This is a genomic window from Noviherbaspirillum sp., assembly GCF_035254685.1.
Classification (GTDB): Bacteria; Pseudomonadota; Gammaproteobacteria; order Burkholderiales; family Burkholderiaceae_D; genus Noviherbaspirillum.
The window spans coordinates 112,246-131,245 of record NZ_DATFAI010000023.1; the positions used below are offsets into that span (position 1 = coordinate 112,246).

The window sequence follows — 19,000 nt, forward strand, 5'->3', positions numbered from 1 at the left end:
AAAATGCAGCAAAAATCACCCAGCCGCGTGACCGCTCGTATCCGGAAAACGACCAGTCGTCAGCAGATCATTGCCTATAGGAAATGAATTGATATCCTTTGAGCATGATGTCGGTATGGTCACCTTGGACGTTACCTTTAAGCCACCTTTCACGCAGGCAGTCGACTAATAAAATGAACAACCTGACAAGCACAGCGCCCGTCATCAAACCGCAACCGAGCAAGGGATTCACCCTGATCGAACTGATGATTGCCGTCGTCATCATCGGCATCATTGCGGCAATTGCCTATCCGTCCTATACGCGCAACGTCATCAAATCAAACCGCTCGGCGGCCGAGAGCTACATGCTGTCGCTGGCCAACAAGGAAGAGCAATTCCTGCTGGACAGCCGCCAGTACAGCGCGACCGTCAGTGACCTCCTTACGGTTCCGGCGGATGTCGGCCGCAATTACACCGTCACCATCACGACCACCTCTGCGCCGCCGTCCTACACCATCACCGCCACCCCGACCGGCAACCAGCTTTCCGCCGACACGGCCTGCGGCACACTGACGCTGGCACAGGACGGGACGAAGGGCGTGTCAGGAACGGCCGGCGTTACGGGCTGCTGGTAAGGACACATCATGAATACCCTCCGTTCCATGAAGATGTTCTCCACCTGCACGGAACGCAGCAAGCGCTCCGGCGGCTTCACGCTGACGGAGTTGCTGGTCACGATGACGATCTCCGCGATCCTGCTCGGCATCGGCATACCGTCGTTCACGAGCTTCATCGGAAGCCAGGGAGCCACAACCGCTTCGCACGACGTCACGTCCATGCTCACCCTTGCCCGCAGCGAAGCCATCAAGCGCAATACCAATGTCGTCGCAACGCCTGTGTCCGGCGACTGGAAGAACGGCTGGACGGTAGACGTCACCGCCGGCGGCACGACAACCACCCTCAACAAGCAGGCCGCCTACAAGGGTCTGGCAATCACCAGCTCCGTGACAAGCGTCACTTATGGAAGCAACGGGCGGATCCAGGGATCCACCGTCCCGACCTTCGAGATCACCGGCAACTCGCACACGCGCTGCGTGAAAGTCACGCTGAGCGGTCTGCCGAACAGCAAGACAGGAAGCTGCTCATGAATACCCGCATCAACCCATCGGGCAGGCAAGGCGGTTTCAACATGATTGAAGTCCTTGTCACGCTGACCGTATTGCTGATCGGCCTGCTCGGCCTCGCCGGCACCATGATGCACGGCCACCGCTCGGAGGCCGAATCGTATCAGCGCGCCCAAGCACTGGTGCTCCTGCAGGACATGGTTGCGCGCATCAACGCCAATCGCAGTGTCGCGAGCTGCTACGCCTTCACCACCGATGCCGCCGCTGGCGCGCCCTATCTCGGAACGTCGGCCACTGCTACGCCGGCTTGCACGGCAGGTTCAACGGCCCAGGGTGCGCTCGCTGTCCAAGACATGAACGAATGGAGCACCCTGCTGACCGGCGCTGCGGAAACGGCGAACCATGCCAATGTCGGCGCAATGAACGGCGCCCGTGGTTGCGTGACATTCGATGCGACCACCAGCGTCTATCAGGTCAGCGTGGCATGGCAAGGCCTCGGCAAGACTGCCGCCCCGCCGGACACCTGGAACTGCGGTAAAGGCAATTACGGCGACGACGACAGGTGGCGGCGCGTCGTTAGTGTCACTCTCAAGATTGCAGCCCTCAACTGACTGCCATGAAAACCTTCAAGCACAATTCCTTCCAGCGCCGCCACGCTCCGCCGCGCCCCGGCATGCAGAGCGGCCTGTCGCTGATCGAGCTGATGATTTCGATCGCGATCGGCCTCGCGCTGATGGCCGGCATCACCTCGCTGATCGCGCAGCAAAGCGCCGCCACCACCGAACTGGACAAGGCCAGCCGGCAGATCGAAAACGGCCGCTATGCGACGCAGTTGCTGCGTGAAGACCTGGAACTCGCAGGCTTCTGGGGCGAGTTCTACAACGTCCCCGCCCCCTCCTCCCTGTACGATCCGTGCTCCACGACCGTGGCCGACCTCGCGAATGCGATCAGCCTTCCGATCCAGGGATACGATTCCCCCTCCTCGGTACCGACAGACTTGACCGCCTGCCTTTCCACCGCGGACCACAAGGCAGGGACCGACATCCTCGTGATACGCCGAGCGGAAACGGCGACCATTCCCATCGCGAGCGCCGTGCCCGGCCAGCCGTACGTGCAGGCGGGCCTGAACGCATCGAGGACCATGGACAAGGTGATCGGTGACGGCTCGGACACCAGCGTGTTCACATTGAAGAAGCGCGACAACAGCACTGCGCCCTTGCGCAGCTATTCAATTCACATCTACTTCGTCAGCCCCTGCAACGTGCCGGCGAGCGGTACCTCCTGCACCGGCAGCGGCGATGACAACGGCAATCCGGTCCCCACGCTCAAGCGCCTGGAACTCACCGTCGCGAGCGGCGTGGCTTCGTTCAGCATTACACCGTTGGCAGAAGGCATCGAAAACATGCAGCTTGATTACGGCATCGACACCGACGGCGACGGGGCTCCGGACTACTACACCATGGGAACCAACAACAACACCGGCGTCGCGATGACTGCGGCCGACTGGGGCAACATCGTGACGGTCAAGCTTAATGTCCTGGCGCGGAACACCGAGCCCACTGCGGGATATAGCGACGACAAGAAGACCTATACGCTCGGTGCGGCTGGCACGGTCGGGCCGTTCAGCGATGCGTACAAGCGGCGCGTCTTCACCGAAGTGGTACGCGCCACCAACACGAGCGGACGGAGGGCATGATGAAGACGAAACACGACCAAACCGGCGCAACGCTGGTCGTGGCCATGATCATGCTGATCGTGCTGACCCTGCTCGTGGTGTCTGGAATCCGTTCCAGCACCACCAACCTGCGCATCACCGGCAACATGCAGGTGCAAGGTGAAGTCACGGCGGCCGCACAGCAGGCCATCGAACAGGTGCTGGATACCGATTACACCAATAACCCGGTGGCCCAAACCGTCGATGTGCCAATGGGCGCAGCCGACTATACCGTGAATGTTTCGCAGCCCGTCTGCGGAAACACGACTTCGGTGCCGACGGAGGAACTGGATCCGGACGACCCGAGGGATCGCTCCTGCTTCGGTTCCAGCGACCCGACCTCCGTCACCCAGGTTGCTGGCGGCACGGAAAAGCAGGTGCTTGAAGCCTCGCTATGCAACAAGCAACTGTGGGAAATCCAGGCCGACGTCAATGACAGTAACAGCGGCGCCAAGACGACAGTGGTGCAAGGCGTTGCGGTGCGCGCAGGCCGGATGTCGGGCTGCTGATCCGTACACGCCACACTCAACCGATTTAAAAGCAAGGAAGACGAACGGCGTGCACTCGCCGGGGAGGAAATCACCATGAAAAAAACCATGTCACTTTTCCGGGCCGGGCTGCTCGCGGCGCTCCTTCTCGCTCCGCTCGCGGGCAGGGCTGACGATATTGATATTTATGATGGCAACAATACGGGGACGACGCCGAATCTGCTGATTGTCATCGACAACGCGGCCAGCTTCTCCGCCAGCGGCGAATCGTGCAAATACGTGGATGGCACTTCTCCCACACTCAACAATACCGGTGCCGGCCTCGAGCAATGCGCGCTCTATAACGTACTTGCCTCGCTTAAAACCAAGGACGACGGCAGTGCCAAAGTAAACATCGGCTTTATGATGTATAGCGGCAATTACAACGCAACCTATGGCTGCCCTAGCAGCAACACGGGTGGTTGCCTTGTCAAGCCACTAACGCCAATGACCGATGCAAACAAGGCTGCGTTCCAGGCTTGGGTCAAAGGGTGGGACACGAGCGGCCAAGCCAGCATGAAGGCCAATGGCGCAACCACGGCCGCCATCATGCAAGAAGCATGGGCATACTTTGCGGGAAAGACGGGATTGTCAGGAGCGGCCTACTCTGGAGTCACGGGTGAATCTTGCCAGAAGAACTACGTCGTTTTCATCGGCAATGCGGACAAAACACCTAACGACGGCAACAATGTCAGCGCACCGCTGACCACCGCTCCTGGAATTTCGGACGCATTAAAGTCTGTCATCACTATTCCTTCGGGATGCTATGGCACCTATGGTTACAACGCGACGTGTCCTGCTGTCGTCAGCCCGGCATTGAGTTGCGGCACCTACGCATTCAAGTCTCAAAATCACACCGACACATCTGGTCTCTATGCCGATGAGTGGGCGAGATACATGTATCAGGTGGACCTCGGCGGAACCCTTGGCGGCCAGCGTAACATTACGACCTACACGGTCAGCATGCTGACCAACAAATGCGTACCCGATCTTCCGGCGCTAATGACCAGCATGGCTAACGTCGGCGGCGGAAAGTATTTCCCGACTTACGACTATAACGGCCTGAGTGATGCCCTCGCAAAAATCCTGAACGAAGTCCAGGCCGTCAACAGTGTGTTCGCCTCCTCCAGCCTTCCGGTGAGCGTCAACACCCAGGGCACCTACCTCAACCAGATCTACATGGGCATGTTCCGCCCCGACAAGGATGGCAATCCGCGCTGGGTGGGCAACCTGAAGCAGTACCAGTTCAACCTGGATACCAGCACGAATACCTTGCGCCTGGCCGACAGCACCGGCGCATCCGCGATCAGCTCTGCCGGCACCGGCTTCATCTCGCCCAATGCCGTCAGCTTCTGGACGGTCAAGAACACCGCCATCTCTCCGGACAGTACCGGCGGATTCTGGAAAAATAACCCGCAAGGCGCAGGCCTCGCCTACGATTCACCGGACGGCGAAGTCGTCGAGAAAGGCGGCGCGGCGCAGCGCCTGCGGATCGACAACCTGATCGACAACTACGCCAGCGCAGCAGGTTCCAGCACCAATCCGCGGCGGCTCTACACCTATTGCCCCGGTGGCAGCAGCTGCATTGCGAACCTGACCGACAGCTCAAACACCTTCGCCACCGGCAATACCGCGATCACGCAAGCGATGCTCGGCGTGTCAAGCGACACGGACCGCACCAACCTGATCAACTGGGTGCGCGGACAGGACAACAAGGGTGATGAAAAAGGCCCTGGCGGCAGCATCAATGTCCGTCCCTCCATCCATGGCGACGTGCTGCATTCCCGGCCCGTGGTGATCAGCTATGGTGGCGTGAGCGAATCGGTCGTCGTCTATTACGGCAGCAATGACGGCGTGTTCCACGCCATCAACGGCAACCAGACAACAGCCATCGGCGGCGTACCCGCCGGCAGCGAGCTGTGGGGCCTGGTGCTGCCCGAGTTCTACGGCAAGCTCAAGCGCCAGCGCGACAACTCGCCAGTCCTGAAACTTGCGACCACGGATCCGGATCTGCATCCGCAGCCGAAAGACTATTTCGTGGACGGCCCGGCCGGCATGTACCAGAAGCTGAACGCCGACGGCAGCATTGCGCGCGCCTACATTTATCTCACCATGCGGCGCGGAGGACGCTTCCTCTACGCCATCGACGTCACGACCCCCGCCAGTCCGCGTGTCTTGTGGAGGAAGTCATACAGCGACGCCGGCATGGGTGAACTGGGCCAGACCTGGTCGCGTCCGCGCCTCGCAGTGGTCAAGGGCAACGCCAACCCGGTGCTGATTTTCGGCGCCGGCTACAGCACCTCCCAGGACAGCGAACCGCCAACGGATGACACCATGGGCCGTGGCATCTTTGTCCTGGATGCCGTCACCGGCAACATTGTCTGGAGCGCCGGCCCCGCGGCCTCCGCAACACTCCAGGTCACCGGCATGGATTACAGCATCGCGGCCGACATTGCCCTGCTGGACCGCGACGCCGACGGCTATGTGGAACGCCTGTACGCCGCCGACGTTGGGGGCAACGTGTGGCGCGTCGATCTCGAACCAACCGGCGGATCCTCGCCGGCCCAATGGCAGGTCACCAAGCTGGCAGCGCTGGGCTGTGACGGCGGCGTGTGCGGCAGCGGAACGACACCGCGCAAATTCCTCTTCCAGCCCAGCATCGTGCCGGTCGGCGCCCCCGCGCAGCCCAATTCCTACGATGCCGTGCTTGTCGGGTCCGGCGACCGCGAGCACCCGTTATACTCCAACGGCTCATACAGCGTGACCAACCGCCTGTACATGCTGAAGGACACCAAGCCGGGCAAGGACGGTGCCGGACAAACCACGATCACCGAAGGCTCTCTGTTCAATGCCACCAACGCCGCCTACGACGGCAGCGTTCGCGGCTATTACGTTACCCTCGGCAGCGGCGAGAAATCGGTCAATGCGCCACTCACCGTCGGCGGCGTAACGAACTTCGGCACCAACCAGGCCCTCGCACCGGACCCGAACTCTTGCTCGACCTCGCTTGGCGTCGCACGAATCTATAGCCTCGGCCTGTTCGATGCATCCAAGACCAGCACCACGCTCGACGGCGGCGGCCTGCCGCCTTCCCCGGTCAGCGGCGTGGTGAGCATCGACGGCAAGAAAGTCGGTTTCTGCATCGGCTGCGTGTCCGCTATAGGACAGCCGCCGCAGGTCTCGACGGTGCCCTGCAAGTCGGCATTGGAAAACTGCTACAAGGATGCAGATGTGCAGAAAAAGACGAAGCGGACGTACTGGTACAAGAAATAGCACAACCAGTCCAAACCTCGCCGCGAGCATACCGTGTTGTGGTTGCTCCGGCAGGTTGACGCAGAAATGAGCGCTTCGGATTTGGCGCGAGAGGTGCTGCATCCGATGCAGCCATAGAGTCTGCTTGCCCCATCGCCCTACAGCGGCTTTGAAACACCTGCGGATGCTGGCAGCCAATAGTATGTCCTGATGTTCGCGTCGCCCCGTTTGATGTGAATATCAGGACACGCTCGACTGGAAATGACTGCTACTGAGGGGAGGGACGCCTACCGGCCAGATCGCCCTGCTGCAGGCTACCGACTCGCTGCAGCGGACTTTCCAGCATGACTTCGATTTTCAGCTGACTTCTGACGGGAATACGTCCTATCTTTCCGGGGGAGAACCTGAGTTGCGAGAACGCTTCGACCAGGCGTCGTTCGACCTTCTCAGGAAAATCGGAGTCCTCAACCACGACCCTGTCTATTCCACCCTCCTCATTGATCAGCAAGCGCAGGATCGCCGCTTGTGGCGGGATTTCGGGGATGACAACAGCGAAATTACCTGGAATGTCCTGAACCACTCGTGGCGTTTCCGTCAGCTCCCGCATGTGGAAATAATGCGGTTGTGGCGGCTCAGGAATCGCAGACAAAGGCGAGGCCCCTTTCCGCGACTGTTCCAGGCCAACCACCCTCCGATCTGCAAGAACCTCGCCATGCTCCTCCGACAGCGTTACGCGCCCGGCCGATGCGTGACTGGCAGGCCCGGGCCTATTGGTGCCAGCCAAATCGACCGTTGCCACCATTGTCCCCATATGCAGCACACCTCGATTCGACGTATTGCCATCGCCTCCTCCCGACGTAACGATGAGGCAGCCCACCCCGATATGCGCTGTCAGCGACAACAACAACGCCACAGAATGATGCTGGCGCACGGCGTGACGCAATCAGTCAAACAGCTCGCGCCAGATCACTCTCCTCACGCCACCGATGCTCGTGGGTGGCGCCAGGCGCAGTTCGATCGGGCTGGCCTTCTTTCCGTCAGCGGTGATCGGGTAAATCACCGGTGTCCCGGTCGGCAGCTTGGAGACCGTAAGGCCCACAGTCGGCGAGGTGTATTTGACGCCCACGGCCGTGGCCACATTGCCGATATAGCCGCCTGTCCTGTAGTCCAGCTGGTATAACCAGCTATAGCCTCCGGGTTGGCACTCCGACGCGGTTGGAACGGTGCTGGCAACGACCAATGTTCCGAAAAAGAGTTGCGGGTCGAGGGCAATCCGTTCGCCGCTATCAGGGAGATCGACATACCATCCAAACTTCGTCGCCCAATCAACTGTATTCTTCGTGATGTTCCGGGTAGATCCCGTTCCGGAAAGCGTTTGCGCCACGAGCTGCGACGTATTCGTGATCGTGGTCGAGCCGTCATCCTTGATGCCGTAGATCGACTGCACGCTTGTGTCGTCCAAGTCCGATTCGCCGAGATAGCGTCCGGTACCGAAGAAGATCACCTTGGTTCCATCCACGTCGCCAATTTCCGGTCCGGCCATGATGGGCTTGCCCGTACCGAAACTCACCAGCTTGGTCGCCGTTCCTGCATCGAGATTGAATCGCCACATGTTGCCCAGCAAGTCACCGCCGTACGCCCCAATGGCGGTATTGTCGGTGGAAAAGTCGTTCACCTTGACATTCAACCTCGCCAAGCCGCTTGGTGCCGCAACGGAGCCGGCCCCGGTAGAAATGGTCTTCAGCACGTTGCCGGTGGCGAGGTCGAGCACGAACACCCGTCCGACGCCATCGGCCGTCGGATAGTTGCTGCCTTCCGGCACGTTGTTATAACCAGATGTCACCAAGGCTACCCATGTACCATCGGCAAGTTTTGTGACAAACGGAACGCCATAGGTGTAGCCAATATTGGGTTCATTATTTACTGAAAAATTCCACAGAGGCTGCGGATTCGCCGGGTCCGTCACGTCCAGTGCGTAGTATCCTCTGCCGCCTTTCCCGAGAGCGCCGATGAGAACCGTTTTCCACACACCGCTAATCTTGGCATCGGCCATCACCAGGGGGCCGTCGAGATAGAAACGATGGTGGGTGCTGTAGTCCTTGTCGGCGAGCCTCCAGAGATCGGGAAGCGCCAGCGGCGGAATATATGCCCAGCTCTCCTGCCCGCTTGATGCATCAAGCGCATGGAGCATGCCGTCGTTGGCTGCAAAGTAGAGCATTGCCTGACGGTTGGTGTTGGCGGTCTTGTAGGCAAGGTAGCCATCGTCGGTGAAGTTGTACGGTGGAGCCTTCACATAGATCGGCTGAGAATGAACGATATCGCCGAGTACCTTGTCGCGGTCCCTGTAGAGTCGCTGGTAGCTGCCGTAACTCAAATCTCTGTCCTGGTTTTCATTGCGATCCTGGCCGCGCAGGTAATTCACCAGCAATTCAGTCGTTGCGGCAGATTTCTGCGCATCGCTCCAGTCCACATATTGGCCGAGCTTCGTGTTGTCGAAATAGGCTTGCTGCGCGGCTGTCAACCCGCCGGTCCCGACCTTGAAGAGAATTCGCGTCGTGCCGTCAGCCGTATAAATCGTGCGCGTGTCGCTATCTCCGGAAGCCGCGATTTTCGCCTTCAGCAATGAGTCGGCCTGCCATGTCGGTGTAGCCGAGATCACGCCGGTGCCGAGGTCGACCGTGTACGCGCTCATTTCACCGTCCCAGTAAACAGTACGATAGGTGGCGATGTAGATGGCGTTGTCGCCGGTCGTCGGCTGCAGATTACTGGTCGCGGCTGCAGCACCACTTCCGCTGGCGCTGTCGATACTTCCGAGAGCTCTTTCCAAACCGTCCTGCAGCGCGTTCGGATCTCTTGCGCTGAAGTAGGTGCCGCGACCGTTCACTGCCGCATGCCACAGATCGTCGATCGTTTGCTGAGAGTTGGACGTAGGTGCGGGCCAGTTCTTGGTCCCCTGTTTGATGTCAAAGTAGTCACCTGACGTGCTGGTCTTATAGCCGCTCTGGTAGGTCAATGTTCCGTCGACGCCCATGCCGACCGTAAACGTGGTCATGTGCTGATGCTGCGCCGTATCGTCGACGTCCGGGTTCGTCCCCGTGGGAGGGACATTGTCCGTACATAGCGTGCAGATGCCCGATCGCAGATCCGTGTGGTAATAGTAATAGGCTACGTCCGCAAGCGTGTTCGCTGTCTTGAGCGCGTCGTAAGAGGGTTTCGTGACACCTGCCGCGCCGTCCGTATCGCCGACACCGGAATAGCTGTCGTTCCAATAACCGTCGGTGATCAGGATTGCGAAGTTCTTTTGGCATGAATACTGGACGGGGTCGGAAAATACCTGGCTTGCGCCCGAATACATTTTCCCCACTTCGTTCAACGATGTCCGCAAGGGCGTCGCACTGTTTGCACTCAGGCCGTAAAGATTTGTATAGAAGGATGTTTTCGGAGTCGTATCGAAGTTGCTGATGTTCAGAACGGCCGAATTGCTGATTGTCGTAAAGCCGATCCTTGCATGGAGGAAATCGGAATCGGTTGGATCCGCAAGCAGCGCAGCACCAGTCTTTGGCGTACCCCTGACGTCCTTGAATGCCAGCCCAATGGCAGTCTTGGCCATCTGAAGACGAGTACGGTACCAGGCGAACCAGTTCGCGAAGTTGGTCATTTCTTCATCATAGGTGCAGGCCGCTCCCGCACAATCGGTCCGCCCTGCCGCCTTGGGCGGGAAGACGGTGGTCAACTTGATGTCGACCCGCGACCAGTTGTAGAACCGCACGTACTTGTAGGTCGTGGTCTTCTTCGCCTGGCAGGTTCCCGCCTTGCCGTAGTTCTGGTTTGGAGCAGTTGTATCCGCCGTCTTGCACCACTCGACGCTGACGTTGTAGTAGTACGGATTGCCATACTGGAGTTTGAGGTACTTGTAGGTGGCGTTCGGATAAATGTAATTGTTACTGGCGTCAAGCGCAGACATGCAATTGGGGCTCGGCGGCGTATCGCTGGACGACTTGCACCACACACGCTCCGGATAACTGCCGGCGAGATTGACGGTGGCGCTGCTGGAATAGGTGGGGCAGCTATTCTGTGCGGTGCAGGGGCTCGACGTGCTTGATGCGCTTGAATTGTCGATTTGCTGCTTGCCGTAACCGTCGCTGGCAACGCTAGTCCAGGGCGAACCGTAGCTGGTCTTGCTTGTTCCATCGGCGTTGACAGGCGGCTTGTACCTGAACGCCGGGTTGTAATACAAACCATTGAAGGCATTGGCGAAGTATGGTGGATCGCCTTGCTCGCACACGGCCAGCGTATTGTATGAGTTCGGCCCGCGACACCATGTGTTCGAACCACTGTAATTCTTGCTGATGTAGTCCGGCATGTGGTCAAGTCCCATACTGCCCGATGCGTCGAAGTCGAGCATGATATTGGGAAGCACCGGTGTCGTAGTAGAGTTGGCAAGCGGCTCGTCTGCCAGGTCCGTGACCGCGGCGGCAGCCCCGCCGACCGCTGCAGCCAGAAGGAGCCCCGACACAATCCTCGCCAGACTCCGCAAGGTGTTCGAATGGTGGATGAAGTTCATGATCGTCTTCCCCTTTTCGCCCGTCGTGGAAACATCGGGCCACCTGAAAAACATCTTCAGGCCCCTCGTTAAGCCACTACTATTGCGAAACGATTGACTGTACAAAGTTGACGCTGTTTCTGGGACCCGCGATGCGGACGGTGATACGGTAATAGGCGCGATTCGCCACAGCATTCCAGCTGCCCGGTTGATAGGTCATCATTTGCCGGCTTGCGCCGAGGCTGCTTCCGGCCATCGCACTCTGATCAGTGGCGCAGGTCCCGGCAGCCAAAGGGCCAGCGCTATTGCACATGCGATGAATGACGTAAGAAAGCTTGTTACCGAGCCCGTCCGGCGCCAGGATCTTGACTGCGGCAGAACTCAGCCAGTCCAGATCATCGGATGCGTCACCCGGCGTTCTGTTTCCGGTGATGTCAAGGCTGTCCTGGCTGGTCGCGTAATAGCCATCAGAACCGCTGTCCGCCTCCAGCGTGGGCCCATTGTTTGCAGTAAGCCAGCCCACTGCGGCATCAATCGCCGCGTCACCGGCGGCCGCACCGCTTTGCTTAAATGCGAGGTTCCCTGCGATGATGGTCGAGGTATCGACTGAACGCACCATGGCAATGCTGGCGAGCGTCATCGCCACCAGCACGATCAGCGCCACGATCAGGATCACGCCTCGCTGGCGCTGGAGCCGGACTCCCTTTCCCGCGATGCTGCAGCCCTCTCGTTGATCTGTCCGGTTGCTCATATATTGCCCATGATGATGTTGCGCAAGGGCACAACGGTTTCAAACACCTTGTAGCGGTAGCACTGCCAGTCGGCCGGATAATTTGCTGTATTGAAGCCAGCCCATGAGGACCAGGCCGCCACCATTTCCGGCGTCGTCGTCTTGCACACCCCGTTGACGGGTTTCTCGTACTGAGTACTCCGCGCAACCAAGGCAATGCGCACGGCCTTGATCCGCTTGCGGTCTGTCGACGTCGGATTGCCCCATGTCTGGCCGGTCGGAGCCACCCAGTCGTTCACATCCTGGCTTCCCGCCGCTGCAATGCCGTATTGCGCCTGAAGATCAACGATCTCATTTGCCACAACCTGCCCACCGAGCGTTAGCTGGTGATTGGCATTGATTGAATAGGTCCGCTGGAACAACGGGCCATTGGCTGCGCCGGTGAAGCAGGAAACTACTGCCCCTGTCGTGTAGACAGGCCAGCTATTGGCCGTCAGGTAGTCGGCCGGAGGGTTGTATTCACCACCGGTGCCGGGGGCATGTTTCAGTTGGAGCGCCGCCTCAAGTGTCTTTCTTTCTGTATCGTCCGCAGGTGGCGAGATCTTCATGACGGTGCACTGGCCAGCCTGCTGCACGAGCACGAGGTCCGGAACCTGGCATCCAGACAAGCTGGTCACGTTAAGATTGTCGGCTGCACTGGACATCGAGCCACGCAGTGTTGTGCTGCCGGGGAACTTGTAGGTTGCCACCGTCGGATCAGTAAAGTACTGCGCGGTAATGGTATCTGCACCAGTGCCGCCGTCATGAATCAATACCGACGCCGTGGCGAAGTCGCCCAACGGTCCAGCCACGCCGCCGCAACTCGCACTCCCGTCGCAATAGGAATAGGTGGTATTGCACTGGCTGTACACCTGCGCATCCATGCCCCATCCTGCAATCCGTGTGTCACGTTCGATCATGTACAGCGCAACCGCTCCGTTGGTCTGAGCGTCCGCACTGCCGGTCGTCGTACGCTTGCCTCCCTCAAATACGGCAAAGACCTGCATGACGACGACCATTGCGATCATGCCCATGGCGAGGCCCACCATGATCTCCACCAGACTGAAACCATTTCGCACGGGGTTCATGCAGCCACTCCTTGTGTTTCTAATTGATGCGGGCGGCGATGGCATAACTGTGCGGCACAGCCTCACCAGGCAATTGCCATGTCACTGTGACGGTCACATCGCTGCCATTGACTGCGATTGTTCGTTTGCCGTTGGGGAGCGCGGCGACTGATTCGTCGGTCACGGCAAAACTGGCAAGATTCGAACGTTGCCCCCACATTGTCCCGATCGACTGATTCGCGAGAAAACTGGCATCCATCCGGTATTTCGCATCGGTGGTATGCCTGACGGACGCTGCCTGGATGCCGACGATCGCCAGTATCCCGAGAGAAAAGATCACGATCGCAATCAGCCCCTCGAGAAGCATCATTCCGCGCTGATCTTTAGGCATGCGTCTTTGCATTTCGAGCCCCCGTCAACTGCAACCTTGCGGATTGCTTGCCAATGCCAGCGAAGGGTCGCACATTCGAATTTCGCCGCCTGGGCCTATCGTGACGACATACCTACGCGCGTCGCTTGCCACCGCATTGGTGACATCAATCCGCAACATGTCGGTGCCGATATTCCCGTCCGGAACTCTGCCCATTGAATTGAAGCTGACACCGGACGGCACTCCGGTGCCGGCGGAAATCGGTGTCGCGAAATAATCCGACGGCGCTGGCGTCGGATTTGTCGCATTACTGATACCGACGCGTGCGTTGACACTGCCCTCTTCGGCCGGGCGTGTCTGGATTACCGCAGGACATTCTGTCGTCGGATTGACGCAGCCGACATTCCAAACCAGCAACCCGGAAGTGTCGGTCAAATTGAACCGCACCAGAGTATTCCGCTTTACCGCCTCATTGCGCGCCAATTGCAAACCGTTGAGGATGGATTCCGCCGCCGTGCGGTTCTGCGTGTTCTGAATCCAGAGGCTGAACGCAGGCACGCCCATGGCGAGCAGCATCGCAACAATGGCGACCGAAATCATCAATTCAACGAGAGTGACGCCGCGCTGAAACATGATCAGCATCCACCGCCCTTCTTAACCACCCAGCACGATATCGGGGCGGTACCCCAGCCGCTCGGTACCGCAGTCGTGGTCTTGTTGTTTGATTCGTCGATTGTGTAGGTGAAGCCGCTCATCGAACCGTTGCCAGCAGCCTGCACTGTGAAGGTTGTGGCCGTGAGGGTCGGGCAGCTATACGTAAAGTTATCCGCGGTAGGCAACGGCGCAATCGTGCCGGCTATGCAGGCGCCAACGTAGGTGCGATTGTCTTGAAAATATTGCTCCAGCTTCACCCGCATGCTGGCCAGGTTGTTGGTTGCCTGGGGAATTTTCCCTGATACAACATAATTCTGATAAGAAGGCACCGCAATAGCCGCTAATATGGCAATAATCGCGACAGTAACCATCAGTTCAATCAGCGTGAACCCGTTGCGCATGGTGCTTTCCCCGCCCTGAAAAAGAAATTTTTAACAACTGGTTTCTTATATGTAACTTAATGTAGATCAATTTGATGGGAATGTGCCCCCTAATCCGACGGACGGAGCAATTCCGGTACCCAGCGGCAATCCTTCTGTCATCAATGTTGTTTTACGGCAATAACTCGCCTGCTCCCCATCGACGGCCTCGCGCGGTACACTACCGGCCTTCAAACATTCTTCTTTGCCCCATGCACCTCGACGACCCGCTCTCCGACAAGGAATTCAAAGAACTCGACCAGTTCCTCCTCTCCGACCGCTGCGCCGACGACGGCATGACGATGGATTCGCTGCACGGTTTCCTTACTGCGCTTGCCATCGGCCCGGAAGAAGTGCCGATGGCGGAATGGTTGCCGCATGTGTGGGGTTCCAAAGGCAAGGAAGGGCCGCAGTTCAAGTCACCGAAGGAGGCCGAACGCATTACAGCCCTGATCGCCCGATTCATGAACGAGGTCCTGATGACTTTCGAGGTCGCGCCGAAGGAATTCGAGCCGCTGGTCTGCGAACACGAAGTGGAAGGCCGCACCCTGCTCGATGCAGAGGCCTGGGCCTGGGGCTTCTGGGAAGGGATGGAATTGCGCGCCGAGGCTTGGGAGCCGATCTGGTCTTCCAATATCGCCGCGATGGTTGAGCCGATCTATCTGCTCGGTGCGGAGGAAATCGAGGAAGATGAAATGCCGCTGGTGGATGATCCTTTCAAGCGCCACAAGCTGGCCGTGGAAATGGAAGCAGGCATTCCGCACATCCATCGCTTCTGGAAACCGCTGCGCAAGTCGGCGGTGCAGCAGGTGCAGCGCGAGGCGGCGAAAGTCGGCCGTAACGATCCCTGTCCCTGCGGCAGCGGCAAGAAGTTCAAGAAATGCTGCGGCGCGGATCAATCCGCTCAGTAGCACCGGTCACGGAAATTTTTTCGGCCAGGCAAAAAGGAAAAAGCGCCGGTGCGAACCGGCGCTCTGCGTTGAAACTCGCCGCATGAGCGGGCACGCAATGCCTGGTGGCGGTTTCAGCGCGCCGGCATTACCGAGACGCGGACCCGCATTTTCTCGCCCGGATCGTAGGGCATGACGTTGGTATAGGTGTGGCCGTGATACTCGTAGGTCACGGCATAGCCGCTTGTGCGCGACTGCCAGTTGTCGACGGTGCGGCAACGATTGACCGGCTGCGATTCCGCCACGGGTGTCTCGCTGTTTTCCATGCGGTCGCCGACGATGGCGCCAGCAATTGCACCTGCCGCTGTTGCAACGCTGCGGCCGCTGCCGCCGCCCACCTGGTTGCCGATGATGCCGCCGGCGAGGCCGCCGAGGATCGAGCCGCCAACGCTGCGCTGCTGACGCTGCACCGGCACGTATTCAGTATGGCATTCCTGTTGCGGATAATTGACCTGCTCGACTTGCGGCGTCACGCTCAGCACGCGCGCATAATCGTCGAAATCGGCGGCGTAAGCGGCAGGAAAACTGCACAGGCAAGCAAGGGAAGCGAGCAGCGTCGCAGGCGTTTTCGTTTTCATTCATTACTCCCGGAGAACAAGGACATCTCAATACTATCCCCGTTAACGTGTTGCGATATTTTAAGTTGTACAGGGATATGTAACGAATTGTATAGAGTGTATCCAATGCTTACCGGGTAATGCTCCCCATGCTTATGTTTGATGGGGAAACGAAAGAGCGCGCCGGTCATCATTCCAAAGCGCGCAGGCCGCACCACACGGGGAATTGCGGCGCAATCCGGATGTGCAGCAATTTTCCGGCAGCCACCCGCTATACGCCCGAGGTGTCCTTCCTCGAACCAACACTGCGCGCCAGTTGCACGAGCAACGCACCCTTCACCATCGACAATGCCACGTTGCTGCCAAGTTTGAATCCACGCATCGCCGCGGAATCCATCAGCGCCAGGACCTGGTCGTGCGTGAGATGCTGATAGTCTGAACGTGCGTAGAGTATGTCCCGATTCTTCGTGTTGAGATCGGTGACGATTTCTTCCGGGGTCATCTTTCGCTCCTGATGTCCGTCATACGGACCAACTTTTCAATGAAGGCACCCATCTGCCTTGCACCAAGTTAGTCTTGAACGTCCATGAAGAGTCTGCGATAACACGAAGCATCGGCCGCGGCATATTGTCCATGCTCAAGCTTTGTTAAAACTCTGTTGCACGACAGCAGCAGGCGAGCCACGCGCCCGGCCCGTAACGACGAGACTAGCGCATGCGGATGCTATGGAGGAGGATTGGTGAAGGCTTCTTCTTCAATACGGTAATCATCGGCGCAGGCCTTGCTGCAAAAGCGACGCACATTGTCGAGCGGCTGGTTGCAGTACCAGCACGCGCCCTTCGGCTTGAGGTCGGCCATGCTCCGTGGCCGCATGCCGTCAGCTTCACTGGCATTGTCGGTACGATTATCCGTTTGGTCTGCCTTCATGATGGAGCCGAAAGATGAAGTTCCGCAATGGCATCGCGGGGGAATTCTGGAAGAAGTATAGTCCGTTCCGCCCGTGCGTTGAAAAGTATGGCAAAAAATTCGCACGAGTGTTGCGGCCGGCATAAAAAGGCCCGCTGCCTTGCGCCAGCGGGCCAAACCCCGCGCTTGGAGAAACGCGATTCGCCCACCCTGGAACTGTGTCCGATCGCATCGATATTGCATCATGGCCGAGCATTTTTTAACCGACAATCAGGTACAGATTCAGCCCGCAATTTCTGATTCGCCGCCGCGCATGCAAGCGATGCCCATCATCTCGTCAAGGTACACCCTTGTTCGAATCTACAATGGAAAATTGATCTGTTTCCTGAGTGAACTTTTTCCTTTTGCGTCGCGTCAAAACAGACCGCTTCAACAGGGGGAAGCCAATGTCCCCGCATATCGCGACGCTCGGGAGGTAGTGTGTCAGCAGTACTTGATTCAGAAGATGTGGTTCCCGATATCAGCCCGAAGTCGGGGGCCATCGAGATCCGCGAAGGTGATTGGAAGGCTTATATGCAATGCATCGCTCGCAGCAAGGAAGACAAGGCGATCATTGATCGCTACGGAAGCGTCGCGGCCTACAAGCGTGCGTGCGCGATGGCGTACCTGGGCAAGCGCGCCCAGATTCATGGCGGCGTATGCAGCACCAGGCATCCGCATATCATCACGCCGCAATTCATCGCTGACCTGGAGACGAACAATCGGAGCCTGCGCTATACGCGCTATCCGTGGTTGCGTTCGCTGATGAGTCTGCTGGCAGAGATTGAACAGATCCAGGACCAGATTTCCAGCGCCAACGTCATCACGCTGGTGCCGGCATCGAAATGACGCAGGCATTGATGCACTGATGATCGTTCGGCGAGTGGACGCGACAAAAAAACAAACCCGCATGTCTCCAGGGGCATGCGGGTTTTCATTTACTCATTGACGCACCTGATGCCGGGAGCCCGCGTCAGATCGCCGGCGGCCTGATCTCGTGCTCCACGTTGGTGCTCTCGTCGCCGATCTTGCTGCTCCATGCTTTCACGAAGCACTCCTTTTCCCCATCCGTCGGTTCGGAGAACCAGACCACAATCAACTTGCCCTTGTGATCGTGCAGCTGCGACAACCTGGCGAGAAAGTCCCCGTTGCCGGACGAATCCGCGACCGCAAGCGCGTAGCCATAAACGCGGTTCAGCCGTTCGATGCGATCAGGTTCCGTGTTGCTGTTGGTCGCGCTGATTTTTGGATGATCGAGATACATCGTCTGTTCTCCCTGCTCATGTGATACCCGGCCGTCTTCTCGCGCCGCATGACAGACATTCTTGGTGACAATCGGGATTTGCGCAAGCACTTCAGCTTCCACGCTCACCCTCCACCACCGGAACGAATGGCGCATCGTCGTGCCCAACAATGGCGAGCATGACCTTACCCGCATCATCCCGGAGCACTGAACATGATCCTGCATGTCGAGAGCCGCGCCGACCCGCACGGCGACAGGGAACCGGTTGCGTTCCTGCTCGGCGCGCGACGCATCGCCGTGGCGACCATCGTCGATCGCTGGATTGCGCGCGACCACAGCTACTATAAGGTCATGGGGAGCGACGGCGACACCTACATCTTGCGATATGCGCCGCAGGAGCGCGAATGGGAACTCACGCTGTTCCAGTCGCATCCCCGTTGAACGAGGCGCGCGAAGCTTGATTGCAGCGCTCAATGGAATTGACCCGCGTCAATACTGCACATGAATCGCTCACTACCATCAAGGAGGAGACAAGCCCCCCCTCAGAGTCAACCCATGGAGAAAAATAATGAGCAAGACAATCGCCGAACCCAAAGTCGCCGATGAAGGCGTGACATTTACCGTCGAAGTCGGATTCACCGACCGCGAATGCCTCGTGTCGAAGAATGCACTGGCCCATTTGCGCCGCATGAAAGGCAGCGGCCAGACGGATTTCATGCAAACCTATCGCGAATTCGAAGATCAGATCCACAGTGTCGCGCGCAGACTCGTGGTCGCTGGCGTCAGCGGCTCGCCGCTGATCCTCGGCGCTGCCTATTTCGTTTGACCGCACTCGAACCTCCGTCGCAAGAACATCGTGGGCGCGCACACGAAGCAGATCATCTGCG

21 protein-coding genes are annotated in these 19,000 nt (G+C 58.6%); 10 read left to right on the plus strand and 11 right to left on the minus strand.

Annotated features, from left to right (window positions below; all coding sequences use genetic code 11):
* Window positions 1-173: 173 nt before the first annotated feature.
* The 6 genes from VJ698_RS10595 (at window position 174) to VJ698_RS10620 (ending at window position 6,617) form a co-directional block, all read left to right on the plus strand.
* Window positions 174-614, plus strand: coding sequence for a type IV pilin protein (locus VJ698_RS10595; RefSeq protein ID WP_324102719.1), 441 nt, complete (start codon window positions 174-176; stop codon window positions 612-614).
* A 9-nt stretch (window positions 615-623) separates the two neighbouring features.
* Window positions 624-1,127, plus strand: coding sequence for a GspH/FimT family pseudopilin (locus VJ698_RS10600; RefSeq protein ID WP_324102720.1), 504 nt, complete (start codon window positions 624-626; stop codon window positions 1,125-1,127).
* The gene (gene pilV / locus VJ698_RS10605) at window positions 1,124-1,714 is read left to right on the plus strand and encodes a type IV pilus modification protein PilV (RefSeq protein WP_324102721.1); all 591 of its coding nucleotides are present in this window, start codon (window positions 1,124-1,126) and stop codon (window positions 1,712-1,714) included. The genes VJ698_RS10600 and pilV overlap by 4 nt, the downstream gene beginning before the upstream one ends.
* A gap of 5 nt (window positions 1,715-1,719) precedes the next feature.
* On the plus strand, window positions 1,720-2,799 hold the full coding sequence (locus VJ698_RS10610; RefSeq protein WP_324102722.1) for a PilW family protein: 1,080 nt from the start codon (window positions 1,720-1,722) through the stop codon (window positions 2,797-2,799).
* The gene (locus VJ698_RS10615) at window positions 2,796-3,326 is read left to right on the plus strand and encodes a pilus assembly PilX N-terminal domain-containing protein (protein ID WP_324102723.1); all 531 of its coding nucleotides are present in this window, start codon (window positions 2,796-2,798) and stop codon (window positions 3,324-3,326) included. The genes VJ698_RS10610 and VJ698_RS10615 overlap by 4 nt, the downstream gene beginning before the upstream one ends.
* Before the next feature lie 75 nt (window positions 3,327-3,401).
* A complete protein-coding gene (locus tag VJ698_RS10620; protein WP_324102724.1) occupies window positions 3,402-6,617 on the plus strand; it encodes a pilus assembly protein in 3,216 nt (1,071 codons plus the stop codon).
* A 247-nt stretch (window positions 6,618-6,864) separates the two neighbouring features.
* On the opposite strand, the gene VJ698_RS10625 is transcribed toward VJ698_RS10620, so the two are convergent.
* From VJ698_RS10625 to VJ698_RS10655, 7 genes are all read right to left on the minus strand, one after another.
* Window positions 6,865-7,527 carry a hypothetical protein gene (locus VJ698_RS10625; protein ID WP_324102725.1) on the minus strand — a complete coding sequence of 221 codons (663 nt, stop codon included), beginning with the start codon at window positions 7,525-7,527 and terminating at the stop codon, window positions 6,865-6,867.
* 12 nt (window positions 7,528-7,539) lie between these two features.
* Window positions 7,540-11,160, minus strand: coding sequence for a pilus assembly protein (locus VJ698_RS10630; protein ID WP_324102726.1), 3,621 nt, complete (start codon window positions 11,158-11,160; stop codon window positions 7,540-7,542).
* Between the two features lie 79 nt (window positions 11,161-11,239).
* Window positions 11,240-11,890 carry a hypothetical protein gene (locus VJ698_RS10635; protein ID WP_324102727.1) on the minus strand — a complete coding sequence of 217 codons (651 nt, stop codon included), beginning with the start codon at window positions 11,888-11,890 and terminating at the stop codon, window positions 11,240-11,242.
* A complete protein-coding gene (locus VJ698_RS10640) occupies window positions 11,887-12,996 on the minus strand; it encodes a PilW family protein (protein WP_324102728.1) in 1,110 nt (369 codons plus the stop codon). Before VJ698_RS10640 ends, VJ698_RS10635 begins: the two co-directional genes overlap by 4 nt.
* Window positions 12,997-13,015: 19 nt before the next feature.
* Window positions 13,016-13,366 carry a hypothetical protein gene (locus VJ698_RS10645; protein WP_324102729.1) on the minus strand — a complete coding sequence of 117 codons (351 nt, stop codon included), beginning with the start codon at window positions 13,364-13,366 and terminating at the stop codon, window positions 13,016-13,018.
* 24 nt (window positions 13,367-13,390) lie between these two features.
* The gene (locus VJ698_RS10650; RefSeq protein WP_324102730.1) at window positions 13,391-13,987 is read right to left on the minus strand and encodes a GspH/FimT family pseudopilin; all 597 of its coding nucleotides are present in this window, start codon (window positions 13,985-13,987) and stop codon (window positions 13,391-13,393) included.
* Window positions 13,981-14,400 (minus strand): type IV pilin protein, encoded by a 420-nt coding sequence (locus tag VJ698_RS10655; RefSeq protein ID WP_324102731.1) that lies wholly within the window; start codon window positions 14,398-14,400, stop codon window positions 13,981-13,983. Before VJ698_RS10655 ends, VJ698_RS10650 begins: the two co-directional genes overlap by 7 nt.
* Before the next feature lie 230 nt (window positions 14,401-14,630).
* Here VJ698_RS10655 and VJ698_RS10660 point away from each other — a divergent pair, with 230 nt between their 5' ends.
* Window positions 14,631-15,329, plus strand: a complete 699-nt coding sequence (locus VJ698_RS10660; protein WP_324102732.1) for a UPF0149 family protein — start codon at window positions 14,631-14,633, stop codon at window positions 15,327-15,329.
* 113 nt (window positions 15,330-15,442) lie between these two features.
* Here the strand turns inward: VJ698_RS10660 and VJ698_RS10665 are convergent, their stop codons facing one another.
* The 3 genes from VJ698_RS10665 to VJ698_RS10675 form a co-directional block, all read right to left on the minus strand.
* Window positions 15,443-15,946, minus strand: coding sequence for a glycine zipper 2TM domain-containing protein (locus VJ698_RS10665; protein ID WP_324102733.1), 504 nt, complete (start codon window positions 15,944-15,946; stop codon window positions 15,443-15,445).
* 250 nt (window positions 15,947-16,196) lie between these two features.
* Window positions 16,197-16,427, minus strand: a complete 231-nt coding sequence (locus VJ698_RS10670) for a hypothetical protein (RefSeq protein ID WP_324102734.1) — start codon at window positions 16,425-16,427, stop codon at window positions 16,197-16,199.
* A 221-nt stretch (window positions 16,428-16,648) separates the two neighbouring features.
* A complete protein-coding gene (locus VJ698_RS10675) occupies window positions 16,649-16,852 on the minus strand; it encodes a hypothetical protein (RefSeq protein WP_324102735.1) in 204 nt (67 codons plus the stop codon).
* A gap of 459 nt (window positions 16,853-17,311) precedes the next feature.
* On the opposite strand from VJ698_RS10675, the gene VJ698_RS10680 reads away from it, so the two are divergent.
* Window positions 17,312-17,719 (plus strand): hypothetical protein, encoded by a 408-nt coding sequence (locus VJ698_RS10680; protein ID WP_324102736.1) that lies wholly within the window; start codon window positions 17,312-17,314, stop codon window positions 17,717-17,719.
* A gap of 124 nt (window positions 17,720-17,843) precedes the next feature.
* On the opposite strand, the gene VJ698_RS10685 is transcribed toward VJ698_RS10680, so the two are convergent.
* Window positions 17,844-18,236: a hypothetical protein gene (locus VJ698_RS10685; RefSeq protein WP_324102737.1), complete on the minus strand. Its 393-nt coding sequence runs from the start codon at window positions 18,234-18,236 to the stop codon at window positions 17,844-17,846.
* A 90-nt stretch (window positions 18,237-18,326) separates the two neighbouring features.
* Here VJ698_RS10685 and VJ698_RS10690 point away from each other — a divergent pair, with 90 nt between their 5' ends.
* Entirely contained in the window at window positions 18,327-18,554 is a 228-nt protein-coding gene (locus tag VJ698_RS10690; RefSeq protein WP_324102738.1) for a hypothetical protein, read from the plus strand.
* A gap of 127 nt (window positions 18,555-18,681) precedes the next feature.
* A complete protein-coding gene (locus VJ698_RS10695; RefSeq protein ID WP_324102739.1) occupies window positions 18,682-18,939 on the plus strand; it encodes a DUF1488 family protein in 258 nt (85 codons plus the stop codon).
* The last annotated feature ends 61 nt before the right edge of the window (window positions 18,940-19,000 follow it).

Excerpts from the sequence above, each read along its gene's own strand:
- VJ698_RS10595 (WP_324102719.1), top strand. The coding sequence starts at position 174 with ATGAACAACCTGACAAGCACAGCGCCCGTCATCAAACCGCAACCGAGC.
- VJ698_RS10600 (WP_324102720.1), top strand. The coding sequence starts at position 624 with ATGAATACCCTCCGTTCCATGAAGATGTTCTCCACCTGCACGGAACGC.
- pilV (WP_324102721.1), top strand. The coding sequence starts at position 1,124 with ATGAATACCCGCATCAACCCATCGGGCAGGCAAGGCGGTTTCAACATG.
- VJ698_RS10610 (WP_324102722.1), top strand. The coding sequence starts at position 1,720 with ATGAAAACCTTCAAGCACAATTCCTTCCAGCGCCGCCACGCTCCGCCG.
- VJ698_RS10615 (WP_324102723.1), top strand. The coding sequence starts at position 2,796 with ATGATGAAGACGAAACACGACCAAACCGGCGCAACGCTGGTCGTGGCC.
- VJ698_RS10620 (WP_324102724.1), top strand. The coding sequence starts at position 3,402 with ATGAAAAAAACCATGTCACTTTTCCGGGCCGGGCTGCTCGCGGCGCTC.
- VJ698_RS10630 (WP_324102726.1), bottom strand. The coding sequence starts at position 11,160 with ATGAACTTCATCCACCATTCGAACACCTTGCGGAGTCTGGCGAGGATT.
- VJ698_RS10635 (WP_324102727.1), bottom strand. The coding sequence starts at position 11,890 with ATGAGCAACCGGACAGATCAACGAGAGGGCTGCAGCATCGCGGGAAAG.
- VJ698_RS10640 (WP_324102728.1), bottom strand. The coding sequence starts at position 12,996 with ATGAACCCCGTGCGAAATGGTTTCAGTCTGGTGGAGATCATGGTGGGC.
- VJ698_RS10645 (WP_324102729.1), bottom strand. The coding sequence starts at position 13,366 with ATGCCTAAAGATCAGCGCGGAATGATGCTTCTCGAGGGGCTGATTGCG.
- VJ698_RS10650 (WP_324102730.1), bottom strand. The coding sequence starts at position 13,987 with ATGCTGATCATGTTTCAGCGCGGCGTCACTCTCGTTGAATTGATGATT.
- VJ698_RS10655 (WP_324102731.1), bottom strand. The coding sequence starts at position 14,400 with ATGCGCAACGGGTTCACGCTGATTGAACTGATGGTTACTGTCGCGATT.
- VJ698_RS10660 (WP_324102732.1), top strand. The coding sequence starts at position 14,631 with ATGCACCTCGACGACCCGCTCTCCGACAAGGAATTCAAAGAACTCGAC.
- VJ698_RS10665 (WP_324102733.1), bottom strand. The coding sequence starts at position 15,946 with ATGAAAACGAAAACGCCTGCGACGCTGCTCGCTTCCCTTGCTTGCCTG.
- VJ698_RS10670 (WP_324102734.1), bottom strand. The coding sequence starts at position 16,427 with ATGACCCCGGAAGAAATCGTCACCGATCTCAACACGAAGAATCGGGAC.
- VJ698_RS10675 (WP_324102735.1), bottom strand. The coding sequence starts at position 16,852 with ATGAAGGCAGACCAAACGGATAATCGTACCGACAATGCCAGTGAAGCT.
- VJ698_RS10690 (WP_324102738.1), top strand. The coding sequence starts at position 18,327 with ATGATCCTGCATGTCGAGAGCCGCGCCGACCCGCACGGCGACAGGGAA.
- VJ698_RS10695 (WP_324102739.1), top strand. The coding sequence starts at position 18,682 with ATGAGCAAGACAATCGCCGAACCCAAAGTCGCCGATGAAGGCGTGACA.